This is a genomic window from Kocuria oxytropis, from assembly GCF_040981195.1.
GTDB classification, from domain to species: Bacteria; Actinomycetota; Actinomycetes; order Actinomycetales; family Micrococcaceae; genus Kocuria; species Kocuria oxytropis.
In genome coordinates this window covers 24,525-46,824 of the sequence record NZ_JAVFXA010000020.1, presented here as the reverse complement: position 1 = coordinate 46,824, position 22,300 = coordinate 24,525, and the positions used below count along the sequence as shown (strand labels likewise).

Below are 22,300 nucleotides of genomic sequence, written 5' to 3'. Positions count from 1 at the left end.
AGTCGGTTCCGTACGGCCTAGCTGGCACTTAGTTCTAGGCCTAACTTCTGGCACTCAAATCGATATCCATAGTCCCCGAACATAGATCTCGACGCCGAGCGTCCCAGTACCTAGGAAGTGGGACGCACTTCCGAGGTCGATCAAGACTTCGATCACCTCGAGCCCGACTGCCCCGTCGAGCCGGATCGGACCGCGCTCTCGAGGCCGCCATTTTGCTCCGTCAGAACACCGCCACTTGTCGCTGCGGTTCACAGTCCGCATGTTTCCGCGGTTCGGGCTGTCTCGTAGCTATGTGCTTTATCCATGCCCCTAGAATCGGATACTCAACGTTAGTTGCGAGACAGATGAGGTGGACATGGGCAAGCTAATCGGGTATGCGCGAGTGTCGACGCGGCAGCAGGACGCGGACCGTCAAGTGTCTGATCTCCTGGCCGCCGGCGTGCGGCGCGATGACGTCTATGTCGACAGTGGAGTGTCGGGAGGTCGTGCATCACGTCCGGCCTTTGATAAGGCGGTGGCCGCGCTCGAGGAGGGTGACACGTTGGTGATCACCACGCTGGACCGGCTGGGGCGGTCGACGCAGAACATGCTGGCTTTCGCCGAAGCGCTGCGGGGGAGAGGCGCCGGTCTGCGGGTGCTGAACCTCGGTGGGGGAGACGTGGACACCGCGACCCCGATGGGGTCCATGGTCTTCACCGTGATGGCTGCTCTGGCGCAGATGGAGCTGGAGATTAAGCGGGAGCGGATCACCGACTCCGTGGCCAAGCGTCGGGCCGCCGGCAAAGATCTCGGCGGGCGCCGCCCGACTTTCACGGACAGCCAGATCCGCAGTGCGCTCCAACTCATCGAGGGTGGGGAGCCGGCCACTCAGGTGGCCCGGGATCTGGGCATGTCGCGGGCCACCTTGTACCGGCGCATCCGTGAGCTGCCCGTGCCGACCACCATCTGAGCAGATGCTGCCGACGGACGCACCATTAACCGTTCGGATGGTGTTCGCGGTCAGGGTTGGAGGCGTCATCGGCCCTGTCCTGTTGAGGACGAAGGTCGGAGGACTGGCGCACAAGACCTTCCGCCCTGGAGTGCGGTCAAAGGACTTGACTCGGAATGGAAGCCGAACCGATCAGGTCGGTCGTCGCTCCATCGGTGCATCACAGACCGCCCGCCCCCGAGCTTCTGACTGTGTTGGTCCTCGGTGTGGGGCGCATCGCTGCTGTCTTCGGCAGCAGGGTGCAACGCTGATCGAAGGGCTTTTTTGTCGGCTCCGGAGCCGAGCGTTGAGCTTAAGTAAAGGAAGTGTGTAGTTTCCATCAAGCATGGTCTTCAGCGGCTTCGAGGCCTATTTTTCGGGCTGGGGGCGACGTAGCTTTCCATTTGGGAACCCCCAGTTCTCATCGGCCGGTACCCCGAGGCAGTGCCTCGGGGTACCGCTGTGAGGGTGCCCTGGCGATCCCGTCACAGGGGTTGCTCTGGAGCGGCCGATTGGCCTTCACGGGTGATTTCCGGACAGCGAATACCGCAGCTATATCCGGGCTTGCTGATGTGAATTCTGCACTGGGGTCGTGTCCCGGTCCGACGGGCAGGGGGTCCGCCGGTGCAGCCCAGGGAGCAGAGCTCGTCATGACAGATTTTCACGAACGCCCGGCGCGCAGCGCCCCATGGACACGAAGCGGTCCACGGTCGGCCACCTCCGATGTCGCGGGCGAACCTGCGGCGAACGGTGCAAGCACCGCGGAGGCAGGCCCGCGCAAGCAGCGTCTGCTCGGGATCGACGCCGCCCGCGGGCTGGCGTTGATCGGGATGATCGCCGTCCACATCCTGCCCTCCTGGGACCCGGTGACCTTCGAGCCCACCGCGCAGTGGGCCGTCTTCGCCGGCCGTTCCGCGGCCCTGTTCGCCCTGCTGGCCGGGGTGGGCCTGGCCTTTTCCACCGGTGGCCGCACCCGGCACACCGGGCGGGCGATGACGGCTGACCGGGTAGGGGTGGCGGTGCGCGCGGTACTGATCGCGGGCCTGGGGCTGGCGATCAACGAAGCCCTCCCGGGGGAGAGTTTGGCCGAGGTCCCGGCGGTGAACATCTTGGTCTACTACGGGGTGTTCTTCCTGCTGGCGATCCCGTTCCTGTCCCTGTCCGCGCGGGCCCTGTTCGTCTGGGCGGGGTTCTTCGCTGTGGCCGGTCCGGTGTTGATGCACCTGCTGCGCGACGTCCTGCCCGCGATCGAGCGGTCCAACCCGACTTTCCTCGACCTGGTGGACAATCCCGGGGCCACGGCGACCCAGTTGGTGCTGACCGGGACCTTCCCCGCCCTGCCGTATCTGGCCTATTTGCTGGCCGGGTTGGCGATCGGCCGGCTGGATCTGGCCGACGTCCAGACCCAGACGTCGTTGTTGTTGCTGGGGGTGCTCTTGGCGGTGACGGCGTGGTTCGCTTATTGGGTCCTGATCCTCCAGGCCGGGGGCTACGCCCAGATGCTGGCCCGGACCCCCGCCCTGAACGAAGAACTGATCGACGACATCATCAATTTCGGCCCGGATCCCACCCTGCCCACCACGACCTGGTGGTGGCTGGCGATCACCGGCCCGTACACCAACACTCCGCTGGCCCTGCTGCTGGGCCTGGGCTCGGCGACGGCGGTGCTGGGGCTGTTCCTGCTGCTGGCCCGCGGGGCCGGGCGATGGTTGTTGCCGCTGTCGGCGATGGGCTCGATGACGCTGACCGTGTACTCCGCCCACCTGCTGGGCCTGTCCGCGGAGGTGCACTACGACCAGCCCCTGTGGTTCCTCATTCACGTCGGGGTCGCCCTGGTCTTCGCCCTGATCTGGCACCTGGTGTTCGGGCAGGGCCCCCTCGAGCGGGTCGTCGCCGGCATCGTGCGCGCCGTCCGCCGACTCGTGCTGGGCCGGCAAACTCAGACCTGAGCCCCGGTCCCGCACCCGCACCTTGGCTGTGTGCTCAGGGGCCGCCGCGGTCCGAGGCGGGGCTCACGGAGCCGTTGCCACCACGGTAGTGCTGGCGGGCAGGACGGGGTGCTCCGGTGGTGTCTGCTCGGCGGTGACGTGCAGATCCATCAGCATGGAACCGTCCAGCAACGTCAGCACCGTCCGTGTCAGCAGGGCCAGGGCCGCGCTGTAGGCGGCCTCCGGGGTCTTGGCTTCCAAGTGGAGCCGCACGGACACCCCGGGGACGCCCGTGCAGCGGGCCACCCCGTGACAGGAGGCGATGGACGCCCGCACCGCCGCGATCACGGACTCGTCCACCCGCTGGGTCGTCCGCACGGAGGCCTCCACGGCCCACCGGTTCGTTCCCCGGCCGCCGGCCCGACCCATGGTGAAATCGCTCATTGGTCCCCCAACCCCTGCCCTGTCAGGAGCGGACTGCTCCACCGGGTGCAACGGGCACCCTGTGGTCCCATCGTGAGGACCAGTGGTTCACGGAGCAATCTCTGGCCGTCCGAAAGATGCTTTTGCGGCCACTGTGACGCCCCGACAGGTGCTGGAGGGGCCCACCGGCGGAGAAATCCCGTCGGAATCTTGACGGAATCTTGAGGATCCCGCGAGGTGGGCGCCAAATGTGGACGAGACCCTGAAGTCAGATCGGCCCCGGACACCCCGGGGCCATGGACGCGGCCCTCACGGGTCGCACACTTCGCTGGCCCTGGAAGGGCCGGCACGATCAGGGGGAGTCATGAGCGCGATGTCACGAGCGGAGAGAACCGATCCAGGGGGACTCGACGATGCACTGATCCGGCCCACCCGCCGGCTGGTGGGGATCGACGCGGCGCGGGGCCTGGCGCTGATCGGGTTGATGGCCATCCACATCCTGCCGTCCTGGAACGAGGAGACCGGGGAGGCCAGCTTCACCTGGCGGGTGTTCTCCGGGGACTCCGCGGCCCTGTTCGCCCTGCTGGCCGGGGTCGGGCTGGCACTGACCTCCGGGGGCCGCCACCCGCACGAGGGCAAGACGATGACCGCCGACCGGATCGGGCTGGCCGTGCGTGCGCTGCTGATCGCGGTCGTGGGGCTGTGGATCGGCACCCTGATGCCCGAGGACCCGCCGGCTTACAGCATCCTGCTCTACTACGGGGTGTTCTTCCTGCTGGCGATCCCGTTCCTGCACGCCGGCCCGAAGATGCTGTTCATCTGTGCGGCGGTCTTCGGGCTCGTGGCCCCGCTGCTGATGCAGGGCCTGCTCGACCAGCTGCCCGCCTGGAGCTCCTACAACCCCACCCTCACCACCGTCCTCACCGAACCCGGCGCCACGGCCTCCCAGCTGCTGCTCACCGGGTCCTACCCGGCCCTGCCCTACATGACCTACCTGCTGGTCGGCATGGGGCTCGGACGGTTGAACCTGCGCAAGCAGGAGGTCCAGATCCGGCTGCTCGTCGTCGGCATCGGGATCGCGATCTTCGCCCAGGCCACCTCCTACTTCCTGCTCTACGCCTTCGGCGGCTACCAGCGGCTGCTGGAGGCCTCCTCGTTCGGTGAGGAGGAACTCGCCGAGGTCCTGATCTGGGGACCGGACTCGCTGCCGACCTCCACGGTGTGGTGGCTGGCGATCGCCACCCCGCACACCAACACCCCGCTGGCCATCGCGGCCAGTCTGGGGATCAGCCTGGCCGTGCTCGGAGCGCTGCTGCTGATTGCCCGCAAGGCCGAGGCCTGGCTGCTGCCGCTGGCCGCGATGGGGGTCATGACCCTGACCCTCTACACCGCCCACCTGGTGGCGCTGTCGTTTGAGGCCCACTACGACCAGCCCTACCTGTGGTACGTCATCCACCTGGTGGTCGCGGCACTGTTCGCGGTGGCCTGGCACCGGGCCCTGGGCCAGGGCCCGCTGGAACGGGTGATAGGGCTGTCCGTGAAGGGCACCCGCCGGGCCGTGCTCCACGGGAACTCCGGGTCCTCGCACGGGTAGCTGACGGTGCACCCCCTCACGGGCCGTGCCCGCCACCGCAGCCGAACAGCTGCGGTGGCGGGCACAGCCCGTCGTCGTTCCCAGACCTCGAGCTCGAGTGCTCCCTCGGGACTCAGTCGGTGGGCCGGGAGCGGGGCAGATGGATGCGGAAGCTGGCCCCGCGGCCGGGGCCGTCGCTGGTGGCCTCCAACGTTCCGCCCTGGGCCTCGACCAGGGCCTTGCTGATCGCCAGGCCCAGCCCGGAGCCTCCGCGGTGGGCCTCCCGGCCGGTGTTCGCGCGGTAGAAGCGCTCGAAGACGTGCGGAAGGTTCTCCGCGCTGATGCCTTCCCCGGAGTCGGTGACGGTGTAGGTGACCGCCTCCGGGGTGTGGTCGGTGCGCAAGATGATGGTGCCCCCGGGCGGGGTGTGCCGCAGGGCGTTCTCCAGCAGGTTGCTCAGCACCTGACCCATCCGCTCCGGATCCAAGGGGATCGGGGTGACCTCCATGCCGGTGCTCACCGAGGTGATCGACACGCCCTTGCCGATCGCGTCGGGCTCGATGGCCGCGACCGCCTGGTTCCCCAGGTGCTCGGGGTCCTGGGGGGTGAGCTGCAGCCGCGTCATGCCCTCCTCGGCGGTGGTGAGCTGGCGGATGTCGCGGGCCAGGCGCTCCAGTCGGGTGATCTGGGCGTTGAGGATCCCGGTGGTGTGCTCATCCAAGTCCACCACCCCGTCCTCGATGCCCTCCAGATAGCCTTTGAGACTGGCCAGCGGGGTGCGCATCTCGTGCGCGAGATCGGCCAGCATCTGGCGCCGGGTGGTGTCCACAGAGGCGAGCTTGGCGGCCATCTCGTTGAAAGAGGACGCCAGGGAGTCGAACTCCGGGCCCAGCTTCGCCGAGGTCACCCGCACCGCATAGTTGCCCGCGGCCACCTCACCGGCGGCGATGCTGAAAGCGGCCAGGGACCGTCTGATCGTGCGGTAGAGGTAGTAGGTGAGCATCCCGGCGATGTAGAGCGCCGGCAAACCGCCGATGGCCAGGGCGGTGAGGCTCACCGAGCGGAAGGCGTCCTCCAGGTGCACCAACCCGGTGGCCTCATCGGCGTGACCGGCGTCGATGAGCTCGTGGTAGAACATGTTCGGCCCGATCAGCACCGCGGTCACGACCACGATGAGCAACCCGATGGCCAGCACCGCGGTCTGGGCCATCATCAGCCGCACGGTCAGCGGCCCCCAGGCCCGGGTGCGGCCGGTGACGGCGGTGCTCATCGGCCGGTGCCCATCCGGTAGCCGACTCCGCGGATCGTGTGAATGAACCTCGGGCCGGCGGCCTCGTCGCCGAGCTTCTTGCGGATCCGCCCGATGTGCACGTCCACCAGGTGCGCGTCCCCGGTCCAGGCGGTGTCCCAGACCATCTCCACCAACTGCGCCCGCGAGAGCACCAGATTCGGATGGGCCGCCAAGGCGGCCAGCAGATCGAACTCGATCCGGGTCAACGCCACCGGCTCCCCGCCCAGGTGGACCTCCCGGGCGGCCTCGTCCACGACCAGGTCCCCGATCACCAGCCCCCGACCCTGACCCTGCCCCGCCAGCGGCGGGGTGGGTGTGGGCCGGGTGCGCGCCCGGCGCAGCATGGCCTGGACCCGGGCCACGAGTTCGCGCGGGCTGAACGGCTTGGTCACGTAGTCGTCGGCTCCCACCGACAGCCCCACGATCTTGTCGACCTCATCATCCCGGGCGGTGAGCATCAGCACGTGGCAGTCGGAGAAGGTCCGCACCTGACGGCACACCTCGATCCCGTCGATCCCCGGCAGCCCGAGATCGAGCACCAGCACGTCCGGGGTGAAGTCGCGCACCGCGGCAACCGCCTGGTTGCCGTCGTGGCGCACCGCGACCTCGAGTCCGGCCTTGCGCAGATATTCCGCGACCAGTTCCGCCAGGTCGACCTCGTCGTCGACCACCAGAACACGCCCGGTGAGCGGATCCGTCATCTGTTCTCCCTGTCCTGATCGCTGTGAGTGCTGTGGTGTGAGCCTCGGTGCCCCGGGTGGCCGTGTCGCAGGATCCGGGATGGCGGGCTAGTCGTGGACGGGTTCGCCGGTGAGCCGGTGGTCGGTGTGATTGACGATCTCGGTCACCAAGCGGTTCAAGTGACCGTCGGGCACGGAGTAGATCACGTGCCGGCCCTCCTTCCGCGAATCCACCAACCCGGACAACCGGAGCTTGGCCAGGTGCTGGGACACCACCGTGCGGGCGGCCCCGGTGGCCTCGACCAACTCGGTGACGGTGCGCGGCCCGTGGGCAAGCTGCCACAACAGGTGCAACCGGGTCGGTTCGGCCAGCATCCGCAGCGTGGCCGCCGCCGACTCCAGCAGCTCCGAGCCCGGGGCCACCGGGTGGACCAACGAGGGCGCCGCAAGGGCCGGGCCGGGGGTCTCAGGAGCGGTGTTCACGACACCCATCCTCTCCCACCACCCCCGCCGGCCGGAGCGACGCTGACCGGGCGCGGCCAGGACACCAAGGCCGCACCGGCGCCCACCACGGCGATCACGGTCAGAACAGTTGCGGCGGCCCCGAGTCCGGCCTGGGCCCCGACCCACCCGGCGACCGGGTAGGTGAGGATGAAGCAGGCGTGGGACAGCGAGAACTGGGCGGTGAACACGTAGGGGCGGGTGTCCTCGTCGGAGGCATCGCGCAGCACCCGCGCCGAAGGGGTGAGGATCGTCGAGGTCCCGGCCCCCAGCACCAGCCACAGGCCCAGCAGCGCTACCCACCCCGTACCGGGCCGGAAGGAGAACACGGTGGTAGCGACCATCGCCACCGGGAGCACGGCTGCTCCGGTGAGCATCACCGCCCGGGTCCCGAACCGCTCCAGCACCTTGGGGGCGGCCAGGGCCACGGCCATGGAGCCGATGCCGTAGGCGGCCAGGGCGATTGCCAGGTCCGTCCCGGGCCGGCCCAGCACGTCACGGACGTAGACCACCGTGTTCACCAGCACCAGAGCGGTGGGGGCGGCCACCACCAGATTCAGGGCCAGCACCGAGCGCAGCCGTGGGGTGGTGAAGAAGATCCGGGCACCGAGGGTGGTGCGGTGCCACACCGAACCCAGAGCCCCGCCCGCCGTGCGGGAGGCGGGCAGGACAGCGGTGGCCACCATCAACGCCGAGACCACGAACCCGGCCGCGGTGCCCAAGAACAACTCGTGGTAGCTGAGCACGCTCAGCGCCACCGCCGCTGCGGCCGGACTGACCAACGCCTCCAGGTCGTAGGCCAACCGGGACAGTGACAGCGCGTTCGTGTAGTCGCGCTCGGCCGGCAGCACGGAGGGGATCACCGACTGGAACGCCGGGGTGAAGGTCGCCGAGGCCGCCTGCAGCGCGAACACCACCAGGTAGATCTGCCACACCTGGTCGATGAACGGCAGGCACAACGCCATCGACGCCCGGAGCAGATCCGCTGCGATCAGCACCGGTTTCGGCGCGAGTCTGGCCACCACGGCGTTGACCACCGGGGCGAGCCCGACGTAGGCGAGCATCTTGATCGTCAGCGCCGTGCCCAGCACCGCCCCAGCGCCCGCCCCGGCCAGATCAAAGGCCAACAGCCCCAGGGCCACCGTCAGCAGACCGGTGCCCAGCAGCGCCACCACCTGGGCGGTGAACAGGTGCCGGTAGGTCCGGTTCCGCAAGACCGTGAGCATGCCCCACCCCTTCTAGTGCATAGGTGCGTAGATATGCACTTAAAAGATAGCGGGTGACACGCTAGTCGCCAAGCTCTGCACACAACGGAAAGTCCTGTGCACCCAGGGGGCGGGATCGCTCATGAGGGATCCCCTGGAAAGGAAGCGGGCGCCGGGGCCTGCGGTGTCCGAGGCGCAATGGCTACTGCCCGGGTCGCCGACGCCGACCATGCGAAGAGCGCGCATGAATCATGGTTTGCATGTGGCGGATTAAATGCCGGTCAAAGTAAGGGCCTTCCTGTGAGACGACGACAAACTAGTCATCACGTCGCTGGTCCGACGGGGGCTCACGCAGAAAGTGCTGGCCTCCGCCGCAGCGCTGGGGAGCAGAAACTGGGCGGGGTGTGTCGCCCCGGCCGGGGAGGCGTGGGCAAGCACCCCCTGATGCGTCGAGGAGCCGCACCGTTACGGCCGTCCTGGCAAAGGTGTAATTGAAGATCCAATGGGATCGGATGGCCAGCTCGGTGACCACACGCCGGACCGTCGGCAAGGATCTCGGCGGGCGGCGCCCTGCGTGCACCGACGGTCAGATCCGCAATGCGGTACGGCTGCTTGAAGCGGGCGAACCAGCCCACTCGCGTGGCACGAGATATAGGCGCGGCTAGGGCCATGCTCTGTCGGCGCATCCGGGGACTGCCGCCCTGAGCGTCTGATGGAATTTCCATGCGGTGCTGGCGCACCGCTGGCGGCACGCGCAGAGGGTCATACCGGCTATCCCCGGACTTTCCTTCGCCGGGGCCAGGCCCAATTGTTGAGCTTAAGTAAAGACGGGGTGTAGATACCATCAAGCCTAGTCAATACCGGCTTCAGCCCCTGTTCTCCGGGTTGAAGAAGACGTAGCTTTCAGCTTGAGAACCCCCAGTTCTCATCGGCCAATGACTCGGGCAGTCCCCTGGGTCAGTGGTGTGAGGGTGCCCTGCCTCGGCCTTCCCCGAAGTCAGGGCACCCTTTAGACCTGGTCTCATAACTCTTCTACCTGACGCAGTCGGCGGAAGTTGATGAGCGTGACGGCGAGCAAGAGCAGCGGGAGCAGCGTGGCTGCAGTGCGGTCGTAACGGATCCCGAGACGCTTGAACCGCAGGACCCAGGAGATGGTGCGCTCCACGACCCAGCGGTGCCGGCCCAGGTGGGTCTTGGCCTCGATTCCGCGCCGGGCGATCCGGACCTTGATGCCTCGCCGGTGCAGGTAGCGGCGGCACCTCGGGTAGTCGTAGCCCTTGTCCGCGTGCAGCTTCTCCGGCCGGCGGCGGGGCCGCCCCGGACGCCTTCGCCGGCCACGCACACTCGGGTTGGTCTCCAGCAACGGCTCGAAGAGTTTGCTGTCGTGGACGTTTGCGGCTGAGGCCAGCACATGCAGGGGCAGCCCGGCCGCGTCGGTGAGCAGGTGGTACTTCGTCCCCGGTTTCCCGCGGTCGGTGGGGTTCGGGCCGGTCAGCTCGCCCCCCTTTTGGCACGTACGGACACCGCGTCGATACTGGCCCGCGACCAGTCGAGGATCTCCTGCTCGGAGAGCTCCTCGAGCACTGCCCGGTGCAGCTTCTCCCACACCCCGGCCCCCTGCCACTGCCTGAGCCGGCGCCAGGCGGTGTGCCCGGACCCGCAGCCCAGGGCCGGGGGCAGGTCCCGCCAACGGCACCCGGTGTGCAGCACGAACAGGATCCCCTCCAGTGCCGCCCGGTCCTCGATCCGGGGTCGCCCACCGGGCCCTCGAGGTGGTGGCTGGGGTGGGATCAGCGGGGCGATCAGCTCCCACAGACGGTCATCGACCATCCACGACTGCGTCCTCGTCGTCATGCAGGCACTGTGGACCGTTCCCAGGCAGGTGGGCAACGACCGATCAGGTTTTGAGACCAGGTCTTAAAACTAGGCTGGCGCGACCTTGGAATGTTGTGGAACCAACAACCACCGGAGACGGCAGCAACGTGATGGGCCGTGCCCGCAACAGCGGGCACCTTGCCTCCAGCAAGCACAGTCCGCCGCCGTGGCACAACCACCTGGCGACAACGCCGGCGTCAGCCCGGGGACGTGTGACGCAGTAGGCGAATCCGGAAGCTGGTGCCGTGCCCGAGGCCGTCGCTGGTGGCCTCCAGGGTTCCGCCTTGGGCCTCGACCAGGGATTTGCTGATGGCCAGGCCCAGTCCAGAGCCAACGCGGCGGGCTTCTCGGCCGGCGTTGGCGCGGTAGAAGCGCTTGAACACGTGCGGAAGATGCTCGTCGCTGATGCCTTCCCCGGAATCGGTGACGGTGACAGTGACGGCTTCTGGGGCGTGGGCGGTGCGCACGGTGATGGACCCACCGGGTGGGGTGTGGCGCAGGGCGTTCTCCAGCAGGTTGCCCAGCACCTGTCCCATCCGCTCCCGATCCAGTAGCACCGGGATGACCTCCATGCCGGTGCTCACCGACGTGATCGACACGCCCTTGCCGATAGCGGCGGGTTCGATGGCCGCGGCCGCCTGGGCTGCCAGTCGGCCCGGGTCCTGGGGGGTCAGCTGCAGGTGGGTCATGCCCTCCTCGGCGGCAGTGAGCTGGTGGATGTCGCGGGCCAGGCGCTCCAGGCGGGCGATCTGGGCGTGCAGGATGCTGGTGGTCCGTTCATCCCACTCCACCACTCCGTCCTCGATGCCTTCCAGATGTCCTTTAAGGCTCGCCAGGGGGGTGCGCATCTCGTGGGCTAGATCGGCCAGCATCTGGCGCCGGGTGGTGTCCACGGCGTCGAGTTTGGCGGCCATGTTGTTGAAGGAGGAGGCCAGGGAGTCGAACTCCGGACCCAGCTTGGTGGAGGTGACGCGCACACCGTAGTTGCCCGCGGCCACCTCCTGGGCCGCGGTGCTGAAGGAGGCCAGGGACCGCCCGATCGCGCGGTAGAGGTAGAAGGTGAGCATCCCAGCGATGTAAAGAGCCGAAAGCCCTCCAATGGTCAGAGCGGTGAGACTCACCGAGCGGAAGGCGTGCTCGAGGTGCACCAGCCCGGAAGCTTCGTCGGCGTGGCCGGTCTCGACGAGCTCGTGGTAGAACATCTTCGGCCCGACCAGGACCGCAGTGACCACGACGATGATCAGTCCGACGGCCAGCACCGCAGTCTGGGCCAGCATCAACCGCGCCGTCAGCGGACTCCAGGACCAGCGTCGACCTGTCGCCGTGATGGTGCTCACCGCCCGGTGCCCATCCGGTAGCCGATCCCGCGGATGGTGTGGATGAACCGTGGGCTGGTGGCCTCGTCGCCGAGCTTTTTGCGGATCCGCCCGATGTGCACGTCCACCAGGTGCTCGTCCCCGGTCCAGTGCGTGTCCCAGACCATCTCCAGGAGCTGCCGGCGGGAGAGCACCAGGTGCGGCTTGGTTGCCAGGCGTAGGAGGAGGTCGAGCTCGATCCTCGTCAGCGCCACCGGCTCTCCGCCCAGATGCACCTGGCGGGAGTCCTTGTCCACCACCAGGTCTCCGATCACCAGCTTCTGCTCGCCGTGTTGTGAGATCGCAGCGGATTCGGTGCTTCGAGTCCGGGCCCGGCGCAGCATGGCCTGCACCCGGGCGACAAGCTCGCGTGGGCTGAAGGGCTTGGTCACGTAGTCGTCGGCTCCCACCGACAGGCCGACGATCTTGTTGGCCTCGTCGTCGCGGGCGGTGAGCATCAGGACGTGGCAGTCGGAGAAGGTCCGCACCTGACGGCACACCTCGATCCCGTCGATGCCGGGCAGCCCGAGGTCGAGCACCATCACATCCGGGGCGAAGTCGCTTACGGCGGTGACGGCCCCGACGCCCTCGTGGCGCACCGCCACCTCCAGCCCGGCCTGGCGCAGGTATCCCTCGATCAATTGCGCCAGATCGATCTCATCGTCGACCACCAGGATCCGTCCGGTCAGGGGCGGGGGCATGTGGGCTCCTTGTTCAGTGGCTGGGCTCCTACGTGCTGGCTGCGACACTGCACGACCGGTGATCGACCTGAAGCAGCAAAGCCGTGGTGAGAAGGCTGATGGGGGGAGTGTTTTGACGCCGTGCAGGTCAGTCGGTCATCGCCCACACGGCAGTGTCGACCAGACACGAGAGGGGGGCCGCCACCTGAGGAATCCTTTGCAAGTGTTTATCCATGCAAATAGTTGCACATTGGGGGACAGTCGAGCACGGAAGTGGGGGCATCCGGGGAAAGTCAAGGGTTGCTAACGTGAATACTGGCGAGTATTTGGGGGAACACGGGCTGGTGTCCCCAAATGCTGCGCCCACGGGACGGTGTCCCGTGCGCCAAACAGGATCTGGGGGATCCCACGGCGGGAGGCGAATGTGCCGACCGACAAACGATGAGGCAGCAACTGCCGAACCAGTGGGGGAACACATGCTTAAGTACCAGACTCAGACGGACAGGCTGAGCAAGATCGAGATCCCGGTCAGCGGCATCCAGGTGACACCGATGGACACCAATGAGCTGCACCGGTGGATTGCGGCCACGTGGGAGGAGCGGCGTAAGACCGTGATCCTCGGCCACAATCTGCACAGTCTCTACACATGGGAGGTCAACCCGACGTTCCGCGCCTTCTACGACAAGGCCGACGTGGTGCTGACGGACGGCTTTCCCATCCTGAAAATGGCCAAGTGGCAGTCCGGGCGCAAGCTCAGCGCCAGGCGGCACCGTATCGGCACCATGGACTGGCTGCCCGGTCTGATCCGGAGCACCCCGGTGCGGCGCGTGGCCGTCATCGGCGCGAGCCCCGAAAGCAACGCGCGCACGGTCGCCATGCTCCGTGCGCAGGACCCCGAGCGCACGGTCGAGGGCTGGCCCGGCGAAGGGTGGGGCCCCGCCCTCGAGGACCGCATCGTGCAGACCTTGCAGGAGTTCCGGCCGGACTTCGTCATCGTGGGCCTGGGCATGCCGCTGCAGGAGGAGTTCCTGAGCCGGCACTGGGAGGAGCTGCCCACGGCGATCTACGCCGCCGTCGGCGGGGTGATCGACCAATACTCCGGTATCCAGAAGTCAGCCCCGCGCTGGCTCGGGCCCATGGGCCTGGAATGGGCCTACCGGCTGGCCACCCAGCCGCGGCGGTTGGGCCACCGCTACCTCGTCGAGCCGTGGATCCTCGCCTATCTCCTGGCGGCCAAGGCCGCCCGGGCAGGCGCCACGGGGGCCAATGCCAGCTCGTGAGCCGGACGTGAGCGGCGGGGCCGGGACTTCCAGCCCGGGTCCACCGCCTTCTGCCGGCCCGCATCAACAACGCTGCGAGTCAGCGCAACCCGGCCGCGGACCGGAGCGGAAACCGGCCCCGGTCCGCGGTCGGCGCCTCTAAGGCGTCCAGCATCGCGTCCTCCTCGTCCTCCCACGTGGGGCGGGAACGCCGGCGCTGCGGCTTGGGACGCATGAGCGCCTTGAGGTGGGCCGGCATGTCGTCGGCCATCTCCATCTGCCGGACCACGAGTTCCTCGTCGCCCTCGCCGATGCAGTGACCGTCCTCGTCGTAGAACTGGGCCAGGTGGCGCTCCATTTCCTGGGCGAACTGGCGGTCCCAGGCGTCGTTGCGGGCCTGTTGGCGGGCGGCGTAGCCGTAGGCGACGAAGAACAGGGCCGCGAACGCGTACCACTGCAACGAGTAGGACAGATGCGGCCCGGAGTCGGTCTCCGGCTCCGGGGCCGGGGCCGGGGCTGCCGCGGGGGCCGGGTCCTCGGCGAAGACCTCGCCGTAGGCGCCCGTGCCGACCGGCCGGTTCCACCGCGCCTGCAGCTGCTCGAGTTCGATGGTGGCGATCTGCCCCTCGGGGGCGCCGCGGTCCACGGCCGGCTCCCCGGGCTGCAGGCGGGCCGAGACCGTCACGGTGCCCCCAGGCGGGGCCGGGACCTCGTCGGGCATGCCGTCGGAGGAGACACCCGTGGGAATCCAGCCGCGGTCCAGGACCACTACCTGCCCGGTGCCGGTGCGGAAGGGCACCAGGACCTCGTAGCCCACCCGTCCGCTCTGCGGCCGGTTGCGGACCAGAACCTGGTCTTCGGGCAGGTACTCGCCCGTGAGCTCGACGGGGCGCCAGGTGAGGGAGGGGTCGTGGGCGGCGAACTGCTCGACGGCGGCCACGCCGGTCAGGGGCTCGGCGCGGTAGTTCTGCGTGATCTTCGTGTTCTCGCCCACGAGATGGTCGTTACGGTCCATCTGTCAGCTGCCCAGGGACACGGAGACCGCGGCGGCGGCGCAGGCGAGGAGGAAAAAACCGAGCCACTTGCCGCTGAGCAGGAAACGGTAGGTACCCATGTCAGATCCCACCATCCGCCCGGCAGCCCTGGCAGGAAAGAAATGAGGAATCTGGCCCCGCCGGGGGAGCGGCGGCGCCGCGCGGTGACAGTGATCCGAGCAGGTCGAACTTCACAGCGGTCGTGCTCCTCAGGGTGTGCGGTGGGGCTTTCGGAACGGTCGGCGGCGGACCCAGGAGCACGGCTGTCGCCGCGCCCCTGGGATTTGTGCTGTAGAGCATCTGCCGGCCCGGCGTGGAGGATCAGCTCTTGCGGCGGCGACGGGACATCACGGCCAGGAGCCCGATCACGGCCAGGGCCACCACCACGGTGGCGGCGACGGCCCATCCGGTGAGACCCCCGGAGTTCTCCTGCGCGGCCGCATCCTGGGCTTGGGCGGAGCTGTCCGAGCTGTCGGCACCCTCACCGGCCGGGGCTACGGGCGGGGTGCTGCTGAGGCTGGGGGCCGTGGTGGTGGTGTCCGCGCCGTCGCCCACCTCGTAGGTGTAGGTGCCTTCGATGGGGTGACCGTCGCTGGAGACCACCCGCCAGACCACCTGGTAGGTCCCTTCCTCGGACCCGGCCTCGGCCAGGGGCTGGAGCACCTGGGAACCGTCGCGCTCGAGCGGGCCCTCGGTCACGGGTTGTCCGTCGGGGCCGGTCACCAGCACCTGGTGACCGATGTCCATGATCTCCCCGCTGTAGGAGAGCTCGATCTGTTCAGGGGCGCTCTCCAGCACGGCGCCCTGCTCGGGGGAGGTGCTCAGCACCTCGTCATGGGCTGCGGCGGGGGCCAGCCCCAGGGCGGTCAGGGCGCCTACCGCGCTCACGGTGGCGGCGGTACGGCGCAGAGCGGATGTGGTGGTCAGCATGGCAGAAGGGTCCCTTCGAGGGGCAATGAATGAGTGGGTCAGACAGAGCCGCCGAGCCGATGATCGGAGGCGGCTGTGAGGGAGTCGTCGAGCCTGCCGTCCGAACCCACGACCACGACCAACCCCGGCAGGGGTGGCGGTGTTCAGCCGGCGGGCAACCGGGTGAGCCCGGTCGGGAGCAAAAGATTCCGACGACGAGCTGCCGGCGGTCCGCGGTAGGAGCGCACCGGGCGCAGCAGCGACTGATCCGTCAGTGCGTACGGGCGCCCCTGCGGGACAGGTCGGGGTCGGTGCACCACGACCGGGGCGGACAGGACCCGCCACAGCCGGCGCACACGCAGTCGCAGGGCATCAAGCAGGCCTACGAGGGCCACCTCGCCGTGGCGCAGGAACCCGTAGGTGGCCGCGGCGGCCAGCACGTGGAAGACCAGCATGCCGGTGCCACCATGCACCGCGTGAGCCTGGGCCTGCAGCACCAGGGCCGGTCCGACGGGCGGTGAGCTCAGCGCCGCGTGGTGGGTGGCATCGACCACGGTCGTCACGGATCCGGTGACGGTGAAGAGCAGGTGGAAGATGCCCTGGCTGACCAGCACGCCGGCGAGCAACGAGGAGTGGGAGAGCACCCTCCCGGCCAGAGCCATGCACACCGGCCCGGACAGGGCCAGGGACAGCAACACCAACAGCACCGGAGGGACCTGGCCACCGGCGGCCAGGTGGGAGGCGGCGGCGAAGGCTGTGGCCATCGCGGCTCCGGCCCACCCGCGGGCAAGACGGTGCGCCCGTGTGCTCACGTCTCCACCACCTCAGTTCATCAGCCGCTCGAGGCGGCGATCCCATTATGTGCGGGCTCTCGAGAGCCCCACCAAATTGACTGGCCCTGGCGGCAGGTGCCGGTCGGGGCGACACCGCGGTGCGTCGTGTGTCCTCTGTTGTCAGGTCGCCGTGAAGGTCACGGCTTCCATACGTGGTCCTGGCTCAGGGGCGTCTCGTGGACTCGTCGCGCTCGGCGAGCCCGGCCATCATCTCGTTGTAGGCCTTGAGCTCGGCGTCGTCGGTGCGGTCGGCGGCCCGGTCCACGCGACGGTTCTCCTTCTTGCCTTCGATCGCCCACATGATCGCCACGACCACGGCGACGACGACGGTGGGGAACTCTCCGATTCCCCACATCAGCGCCCCGCCGAACTGCTGGTCCTCGATCGGACTACGGCCCCAATCCCGACCCATGTTCGCGAACCACCACGCCTGCAGCAGGGTGTCCGAGCCCATTAGGGCCACCCCGACGAAGGCGTGGTAGACCATCGTGGCCAGCAGCAGAATCAGGCGCATCATGTGGCCGGGACGGTACGGGATCGGGTCGATGCCGATCAGCACGAGCATGAACAGATACCCGGTGATCAAAAAGTGGGTGATCATGAACACGTGCCCCACGTGGTACTGCAGGGTGAACCCGAACAGTGGCGTGAAGTAGAAGATCACGATCGAGGCGGCGAAGTTCACCCCCGCGAAGATCGGATGCGTCACGATCTTGGAGAACGGGGAGTGCACCAGGGCCAGGATCCACTCGCGCGGCCCGCGGGAACCGTCCTGCCGGGGCTCCAGCGCCTTGAGCACCAGCGTCACCGGCGCACCCAGGACCAGGAAGATCGGCACCACCATGGTCAACATCATGTGCTCCACCATGTGCGCGGAGAACAGCACCAGGCCGTAGACGGCCACCCCACCGGAGGTGACGTAGAACAGCACCGCCAGCCCGATCAGCCAGGAAAGGCTGCGCAGCACCGACCAGGAGTCCCCGCGGCGGCGCACCTGTACGAACGCCCACAGGTAGACGGCGGCGAGGAAGACCACCAGCGCCAGCCACAGCGGATCCACCCGCCAGGTGGTGAACCAGGAGGCGGCGGTGGGCTCGGGGGGCAACGGGTACCAGGTGAGGATCTCGGCCGGGGTGGCATCCGGGGCGATCTCCTCGGGCACCGGTGGGGCGGTGCGGGACAGGGCTACGCCCACGCCCATGACCGCCCCCATCACCAGCACCTCCCCGGCCACCAGCTGCCACACCGCGCGCCGGGCGGCGAGACGGCCGGCCTCCACACCGGGGATCAACCAGCGGCGGTGGGCCAGCCCCGCCAGGCCCAGCCCCAGGGTCAGGGCGGCCTTGAGGAGCACCAACTGCCCGTAAGGGCTGAACAGCTGCTCCCAGGAGCCGATGCGCACCGCCGCATTGATGGTCCCGGAGAGGAACACCAACAAGAAGGCCCCGAAGGCGACCGCCGAGAAGCGGCGCAGCACCACCGCGGCCATCGGCACCCGGCCCCGGACGCCGGCGCCGCGGCCGGCCCCCGCGGGCAGCGTGCCGGTGCCCGCGTCAGACCCGCTCAGCTGCGGAGAGAGCCAGGCGAGCACCACCAGCCCACCGGTCCACAGGCACACGCCCAGCAGGTGCAGGCCCAAGGAGTTCACCGCCCCCATGTGGTCGGCGCCCCCGGCAGCGTGACCGGTGAGGGCCATCGCCACCAGGGCCGTGCACGCCAGGACAAAGGTGAGCAACAGCCCCATCAGGGCCCGGACGCCGAAGACCAGGGTGGTGACCACGGCAGCGGCCACCACGGTCGCCGCCTGAGACTGCCCCAGGGAAAGATCCGTGGCGTAGTACAGCAGCTGCTGCGCGTAGGCCTCGTCCCCGCCCACCGGCACCCCCGCCACATCGGAATAGGACAGCACCAGCACCACGACGGCAGCCACCGTCCACACCACCGACGCCACCTCGGCCAGACCCATGGTGGCCGTGAACAAGGGGTGCTCCGCTTCCTGGCCCCCGTTCCGCCCGTCTGTGCGGCGGCGGAGCCCGTCACGAGTTTTCGGTACGACGCCCAGAGCGAAGAGCAGGGAACCCATCACCACGACCAGGGCACTGTTGTGCACCACCTCGACCACGGGCAGACCCCAGCGCACCAGCGCCCCCGGGTCAGCCGCCAGACGAGCGGCCCCCGAGCCGCTGTAGAGCATCGCCAGAATCAACACCGCCAGAGCCACCACCAAGGCAGCAGCGAGCTGCCCCGGCCTCACCCTGTGACTACCGGGCTTCGCCTGCCCGGTGCGCGCCTGCCCGGTGTGCTCGGGCGTTCTCGTACTCATGAGTTGATCTCCTTCACCCGCCTCTGAAGGAGGGGACGGGTTGCCTCCATTGTCCTCGCCGGGCACCCCACCCCCGCCCCACATGATCGGCCGCGCCCCTCAGCAGATCTCAGCGACGGCCTCCTGGGCTGCGCCGGAACTCTCACCGCCCCGTACGCGGCGTCTGGGTGGCTCGGGGGTCAGTGGGGGTGGCCAGCAGCTTTTCCCTGTACTGGATCTCGGGCTGCTGGCTGATGAGGATCGACTGCGCCAAGAAGGTCACGGTCGGATCCTCCGTGCACCCCAGGATGGCGGCAACCATGCTGGGGCCGGCCTGGTGGTGGGGGATCATCAGCTACAGGTCCCATCTCCCCGGCCCCTGGCCCCTCAGCCTCCTCGAGTTTGGCGAGCTGCTGAGGAGATGCCCAGCATCGCCGCAACTTTTCGTGAGGCGGCCGGGGCGAACCCATGAGGCCCACCGTGGCCGCCGTCCTTATCCATCCATGCCACGACTGGCTGGATCGAGACTGAGGGTAGTTCCCACACCGAAAGCCACCCGTGCATCTGCCTGGCCTGTTGTTGGTGGGTGTCGGCAATAACGTACTGGACACACAAGAAGGGCATGCCCATCCACGAAAGGATGGTCACGCCCTCAGCTCAGGAACTCTCCGCCGCGCACAGTCTGCACTGCACACAGCGGTTTCCGCAGTGCCCCCTAGCTCCTGACATCGTCCCAGGTGGGGAGCAATGTCCATCGAGATGCTTCCCCGGTCCTTGGCGGGCCGAGCGCCAGTCTTGCCCCTCTATTTTACTTCTCCCTCCCGATCGCGAGCTAGGGCCATGCCCCTAACGGTTTGAACCGGCTCGTTCTAAAACCGACAGAGGTGGTTGCCACTCGGGTCTTCCGAATCCAAGGAAACTCGCATGACTCCACAGAACTTCGTACGCCAGCGTCAGGCCAACCACGCCTGGTGGTGCTGCGCCACGTGGAGGAGGTCTGGTCGGACGGAAGCCTGGACAAGCCCACACCGGACCCAGGGGGCTGAGACCGCGTCGCCAACCTGGTCGGTCCGTAAATTTCCTCGCGCCGTATGGCAGTCCTTCAGGTGGGTGCGGTGTGCACCCGTGGGTGTACCTGGGAAATCAACTCCGGGATGGATGCTGCGCAATGACCTGGCCGACATGCTTTAGATGTCGGCGCACCAAAAATTGCCTCCGCAACAGGGGTAGGGGCTCGGCAAAATAAATCCCCGCATCTCGCCAGGAGATCAAAATGTCATCCACACGCGCATTGTCCACGCATACCGCCAAGCCCAGCAGCCGGCGCTACTTCTCCAAGGCCGTATTGTCCATGGCCTCGCTCACTCTGGCCGCAGGCGGCCTCGCCACCCTCGGAGCACCGGCCCAAGCCGCGGCCACGCCGACCCCCCAGGTGCAGTCCGCCGCGGTGGAGACCCAGGGTCACCAGCAGCAGAAGGGCTGTGATGTGGATGCTTACAAGCCGCATTACAAGAAGTATCAGGGGAAGCATTACGCCGCGTTCCCCTTCAAGGTGAAGTGCGAGAAGGGCTACACCAAGGTGCAGGTGAAGCAGTACTACTACGCCGAGGACAAGTACGGGAATTCCCATGAGCACGGCAGCGACTACTACCAGTACAGCTTCAACCACCACGGCGGTGAAACCTGGGGCGGGGGGCAGTGGCGCCACTTCAATCACCACCAGGACAAGAAGGTGTACCACGTGGTCAAGTACCGCTACTGGGACGGTCACGGCTGGTCGGACTGGTACAAGGACGTGAGCCACAAGACCGGCCTCGGGCACTGATCGCACTTTGGTGGGGGCCAGCCAGCTTGTGGCTGGCCCCCACCCTTCGACATCGGTGAGGGCCCCATCCGCACGCCGTCGTGGCTGGTGACAGCACCCCGCAGCATTCCTCTTGCACCACTGGATGCAATTCTTGGGCAGCAGAACCGTGGCCTCCAGGTCCTCGACGGGGGCTCTCGACGTGCCGGGTATCGATGAACACTCCTCACTTGTCGCCCATCACCAAGACATTTCTGGGTGGGGCAGTGATCGGGTCGAACCAGGAACCCCAGATCGGACCGGGTCTGCTCCCCGGGATCACGGACCAGAAGGTCCGTGGGGGCGCTGTCATGAGAGGGTTGCAGCATGTCCCATCCTGCGTCCCCCGGCGTCTCCCTACCCGATGAACCCCGCAGCGCCCAGGGATCCTCCCCGGCCGGACCTGGGGCCGAGAACCTTCCCGCGAAGGCCGCCCCTGGGGCGGTCCTGTACGAGGAACGGTTGTCGGCCGCGTGGTGGATGTGGTTGCTCGTGCTCTTCGCGGGTCTGGTGGGTTTCATTGCCCTGGCCCCGATCAACATGTGGGCCGGGACGGCCGTCGGGGCCGTGGTCGCCGGCGGCACTGCGGTGGCGTTGATTGTTTCGAGCACCGGGATCGTGATCACCGGGGAGTCGTTGCAGGTGGGGCGGGCCCGTATCGAGCGTCGGTTTGTGGGCGAGGCCGAAGCGTTTCGCGGCAGCGCCGTGCAACGGGTGCGGGGCCCCGAGCTTGACGCCCGCGCCTACATGAACTTCCGCGTCTCCGTGGGCCCGGTGGTCCGCATCCAGATCACCGATCCCGTGGATCCCACCCCTTATTGGTTGACCTCGACCCGTCACCCGGAGCGCATCGTCGAGATCCTCTCCGCCGGCTGAGACCGGCGTCCTGTGAGGGGCTCGTCCGGTGACCAGCTCTCAGTGGCTCCGGAGAGTATTGAGGATGGGTGTGGGTGTCACCCAGATGGCCTCGGCTTCCACCGGTGCCAGATCGATCGCGGTGTGCTGGTTCCCCGGTACACCGGTGGTTCCGCTGGCTCCCTGGGCGATGACACGAAAAGGCCCGCCCGGCACGAGGCCGCAGGCGCGGAACCGGGTCAGGCGTTGCGGGTCGGCATCAGAGAGACGAACGATCTCGTATCGTCCCGGCCTCGCCCTGGTGAGCCGGGTGGTGTTGAGTGGGCGGCGGGTGCGTCCCTGCGCGGTGGGGATCGGGTCCCCGTGCGGATCGGCCGTAGGCTGTCCCAGCTGGGCGTCGATGCGCTCGATCATCGCGTCGGAGACGGCGTGCTCGAGACGTTCGGCCTCGTCGTGGACCTCCTCCCACGGATACCCCAGGGTGGTGACGAGGAAGGTCTCCAGCAGTCGGTGCCGGCGCACCATCGCGACCGCGTACGCGCGCCCCTGCGGGGTGAGGGTGACGGGTTTGTAGGGCTGGTACTCGACGAGCCCCTGGGCGGCCAGTCGCTTGACCGTGTCGGTGACGTTGGGGGCGGAGGTCCCCATCCGCGCCGCCAGGGCTGTGGTGGTGATCGGCGGGTCGCCCCATTCGGTGGCCGACCAGATCGCCTTGAGATAGTCCTGGGCGACCGGGGTGATCTCACTTAAGTCCATGGGATCCACGCTACCGAGTGCCGCGCCGGAG

At 68.0% G+C, this 22,300-nt stretch carries 20 protein-coding genes; 6 read left to right on the top strand and 14 right to left on the bottom strand.

Annotation, left to right across the window (positions count from 1 at the left end; all coding sequences use genetic code 11):
* Window positions 1-355 precede the first annotated feature (355 nt).
* Together QYM41_RS15910 and QYM41_RS15905 are read left to right on the top strand one after the other, a co-directional pair.
* Window positions 356-949 carry a recombinase family protein gene (locus QYM41_RS15910; protein ID WP_368800750.1) on the top strand — a complete coding sequence of 198 codons (594 nt, stop codon included), beginning with the start codon at window positions 356-358 and terminating at the stop codon, window positions 947-949.
* Between the two features lie 668 nt (window positions 950-1,617).
* A complete protein-coding gene (locus tag QYM41_RS15905) occupies window positions 1,618-2,916 on the top strand; it encodes a heparan-alpha-glucosaminide N-acetyltransferase domain-containing protein (protein WP_438612609.1) in 1,299 nt (432 codons plus the stop codon).
* A gap of 63 nt (window positions 2,917-2,979) precedes the next feature.
* Here the strand turns inward: QYM41_RS15905 and QYM41_RS15900 are convergent, their stop codons facing one another.
* A complete protein-coding gene (locus tag QYM41_RS15900) occupies window positions 2,980-3,339 on the bottom strand; it encodes a hypothetical protein (protein WP_368800749.1) in 360 nt (119 codons plus the stop codon).
* Window positions 3,340-3,682: 343 nt separating this feature from the next.
* Here QYM41_RS15900 and QYM41_RS15895 point away from each other — a divergent pair, with 343 nt between their 5' ends.
* Window positions 3,683-4,912: a heparan-alpha-glucosaminide N-acetyltransferase domain-containing protein gene (locus tag QYM41_RS15895; RefSeq protein ID WP_368800748.1), complete on the top strand. Its 1,230-nt coding sequence runs from the start codon at window positions 3,683-3,685 to the stop codon at window positions 4,910-4,912.
* 112 nt (window positions 4,913-5,024) lie between these two features.
* Here QYM41_RS15895 and QYM41_RS15890 read toward each other — a convergent pair whose 3' ends face one another.
* The 7 genes from QYM41_RS15890 to QYM41_RS15860 form a co-directional block, all read right to left on the bottom strand.
* Window positions 5,025-6,161, bottom strand: a complete 1,137-nt coding sequence (locus QYM41_RS15890) for a sensor histidine kinase (protein ID WP_368800747.1) — start codon at window positions 6,159-6,161, stop codon at window positions 5,025-5,027.
* Window positions 6,158-6,883 (bottom strand): response regulator, encoded by a 726-nt coding sequence (locus tag QYM41_RS15885; RefSeq protein WP_368800746.1) that lies wholly within the window; start codon window positions 6,881-6,883, stop codon window positions 6,158-6,160. Before QYM41_RS15885 ends, QYM41_RS15890 begins: the two co-directional genes overlap by 4 nt.
* Before the next feature lie 87 nt (window positions 6,884-6,970).
* Window positions 6,971-7,345 (bottom strand): ArsR/SmtB family transcription factor, encoded by a 375-nt coding sequence (locus tag QYM41_RS15880; protein ID WP_368800745.1) that lies wholly within the window; start codon window positions 7,343-7,345, stop codon window positions 6,971-6,973.
* The gene (locus QYM41_RS15875; protein ID WP_368800744.1) at window positions 7,342-8,589 is read right to left on the bottom strand and encodes an MFS transporter; all 1,248 of its coding nucleotides are present in this window, start codon (window positions 8,587-8,589) and stop codon (window positions 7,342-7,344) included. The genes QYM41_RS15880 and QYM41_RS15875 overlap by 4 nt, the downstream gene beginning before the upstream one ends.
* A 1,000-nt stretch (window positions 8,590-9,589) precedes the next feature.
* Window positions 9,590-10,398, bottom strand: a protein-coding gene (locus tag QYM41_RS15870) for an IS5 family transposase (protein ID WP_371212492.1) whose coding sequence is annotated in 2 segments (ribosomal slippage) — window positions 9,590-10,077 and window positions 10,077-10,398 — 810 coding nt in all. Because the reading frame shifts where the segments join, the coding sequence is not laid out codon by codon here.
* A 242-nt stretch (window positions 10,399-10,640) separates the two neighbouring features.
* Window positions 10,641-11,720, bottom strand: a complete 1,080-nt coding sequence (locus tag QYM41_RS15865) for a sensor histidine kinase (RefSeq protein WP_368800742.1) — start codon at window positions 11,718-11,720, stop codon at window positions 10,641-10,643.
* Between the two features lie 56 nt (window positions 11,721-11,776).
* Complete coding sequence (locus QYM41_RS15860; RefSeq protein WP_368800741.1) at window positions 11,777-12,499, bottom strand: response regulator; 723 nt, start codon at window positions 12,497-12,499, stop codon at window positions 11,777-11,779.
* 455 nt (window positions 12,500-12,954) lie between these two features.
* Here QYM41_RS15860 and QYM41_RS15855 point away from each other — a divergent pair, with 455 nt between their 5' ends.
* The gene (locus QYM41_RS15855; RefSeq protein WP_368800740.1) at window positions 12,955-13,758 is read left to right on the top strand and encodes a WecB/TagA/CpsF family glycosyltransferase; all 804 of its coding nucleotides are present in this window, start codon (window positions 12,955-12,957) and stop codon (window positions 13,756-13,758) included.
* 79 nt (window positions 13,759-13,837) lie between these two features.
* Here the strand turns inward: QYM41_RS15855 and QYM41_RS15850 are convergent, their stop codons facing one another.
* From QYM41_RS15850 to QYM41_RS15830, 5 genes are all read right to left on the bottom strand, one after another.
* Complete coding sequence (locus QYM41_RS15850; RefSeq protein ID WP_368800739.1) at window positions 13,838-14,752, bottom strand: SURF1 family cytochrome oxidase biogenesis protein; 915 nt, start codon at window positions 14,750-14,752, stop codon at window positions 13,838-13,840.
* 340 nt (window positions 14,753-15,092) lie between these two features.
* Window positions 15,093-15,701, bottom strand: coding sequence for a copper resistance CopC family protein (locus QYM41_RS15845; protein WP_368800738.1), 609 nt, complete (start codon window positions 15,699-15,701; stop codon window positions 15,093-15,095).
* 143 nt (window positions 15,702-15,844) lie between these two features.
* Window positions 15,845-16,444 (bottom strand): hypothetical protein, encoded by a 600-nt coding sequence (locus tag QYM41_RS15840; RefSeq protein WP_368800737.1) that lies wholly within the window; start codon window positions 16,442-16,444, stop codon window positions 15,845-15,847.
* Window positions 16,445-16,676: 232 nt separating this feature from the next.
* The gene (locus QYM41_RS15835) at window positions 16,677-18,836 is read right to left on the bottom strand and encodes a bifunctional copper resistance protein CopD/cytochrome c oxidase assembly protein (RefSeq protein ID WP_368800736.1); all 2,160 of its coding nucleotides are present in this window, start codon (window positions 18,834-18,836) and stop codon (window positions 16,677-16,679) included.
* A 142-nt stretch (window positions 18,837-18,978) separates the two neighbouring features.
* On the bottom strand, window positions 18,979-19,167 hold the full coding sequence (locus tag QYM41_RS15830) for a DUF305 domain-containing protein (protein WP_368800735.1): 189 nt from the start codon (window positions 19,165-19,167) through the stop codon (window positions 18,979-18,981).
* A 921-nt stretch (window positions 19,168-20,088) separates the two neighbouring features.
* Here QYM41_RS15830 and QYM41_RS15825 point away from each other — a divergent pair.
* Window positions 20,089-20,640, top strand: a complete 552-nt coding sequence (locus QYM41_RS15825; protein WP_368800734.1) for a hypothetical protein — start codon at window positions 20,089-20,091, stop codon at window positions 20,638-20,640.
* Between the two features lie 480 nt (window positions 20,641-21,120).
* Window positions 21,121-21,534, top strand: a complete 414-nt coding sequence (locus tag QYM41_RS15820; RefSeq protein ID WP_047692612.1) for a DUF3093 domain-containing protein — start codon at window positions 21,121-21,123, stop codon at window positions 21,532-21,534.
* Window positions 21,535-21,573: 39 nt separating this feature from the next.
* Here the strand turns inward: QYM41_RS15820 and QYM41_RS15815 are convergent, their stop codons facing one another.
* Window positions 21,574-22,269, bottom strand: coding sequence for a metal-dependent transcriptional regulator (locus QYM41_RS15815; protein WP_368800752.1), 696 nt, complete (start codon window positions 22,267-22,269; stop codon window positions 21,574-21,576).
* Between the last annotated feature and the right edge of the window lie 31 nt (window positions 22,270-22,300).

Bases quoted from the DNA above. Each gene is read 5' to 3' on its own strand.
- QYM41_RS15850 (WP_368800739.1), bottom strand. From the start codon at position 14,752: ATGGACCGTAACGACCATCTCGTGGGCGAGAACACGAAGATCACGCAG.
- QYM41_RS15885 (WP_368800746.1), bottom strand. From the start codon at position 6,883: ATGACGGATCCGCTCACCGGGCGTGTTCTGGTGGTCGACGACGAGGTC.
- QYM41_RS15815 (WP_368800752.1), bottom strand. From the start codon at position 22,269: ATGGACTTAAGTGAGATCACCCCGGTCGCCCAGGACTATCTCAAGGCG.
- QYM41_RS15895 (WP_368800748.1), top strand. From the start codon at position 3,683: ATGAGCGCGATGTCACGAGCGGAGAGAACCGATCCAGGGGGACTCGAC.
- QYM41_RS15845 (WP_368800738.1), bottom strand. From the start codon at position 15,701: ATGCTGACCACCACATCCGCTCTGCGCCGTACCGCCGCCACCGTGAGC.
- QYM41_RS15905 (WP_438612609.1), top strand. From the start codon at position 1,618: ATGACAGATTTTCACGAACGCCCGGCGCGCAGCGCCCCATGGACACGA.
- QYM41_RS15840 (WP_368800737.1), bottom strand. From the start codon at position 16,444: ATGGCCACAGCCTTCGCCGCCGCCTCCCACCTGGCCGCCGGTGGCCAG.
- QYM41_RS15900 (WP_368800749.1), bottom strand. From the start codon at position 3,339: ATGAGCGATTTCACCATGGGTCGGGCCGGCGGCCGGGGAACGAACCGG.
- QYM41_RS15855 (WP_368800740.1), top strand. From the start codon at position 12,955: ATGCTTAAGTACCAGACTCAGACGGACAGGCTGAGCAAGATCGAGATC.
- QYM41_RS15830 (WP_368800735.1), bottom strand. From the start codon at position 19,167: ATGATCCCCCACCACCAGGCCGGCCCCAGCATGGTTGCCGCCATCCTG.
- QYM41_RS15825 (WP_368800734.1), top strand. From the start codon at position 20,089: ATGTCATCCACACGCGCATTGTCCACGCATACCGCCAAGCCCAGCAGC.
- QYM41_RS15865 (WP_368800742.1), bottom strand. From the start codon at position 11,720: ATGCTGGCCCAGACTGCGGTGCTGGCCGTCGGACTGATCATCGTCGTG.
- QYM41_RS15835 (WP_368800736.1), bottom strand. From the start codon at position 18,836: ATGAGTACGAGAACGCCCGAGCACACCGGGCAGGCGCGCACCGGGCAG.
- QYM41_RS15910 (WP_368800750.1), top strand. From the start codon at position 356: ATGGGCAAGCTAATCGGGTATGCGCGAGTGTCGACGCGGCAGCAGGAC.
- QYM41_RS15875 (WP_368800744.1), bottom strand. From the start codon at position 8,589: ATGCTCACGGTCTTGCGGAACCGGACCTACCGGCACCTGTTCACCGCC.
- QYM41_RS15860 (WP_368800741.1), bottom strand. From the start codon at position 12,499: ATGCCCCCGCCCCTGACCGGACGGATCCTGGTGGTCGACGATGAGATC.
- QYM41_RS15890 (WP_368800747.1), bottom strand. From the start codon at position 6,161: ATGAGCACCGCCGTCACCGGCCGCACCCGGGCCTGGGGGCCGCTGACC.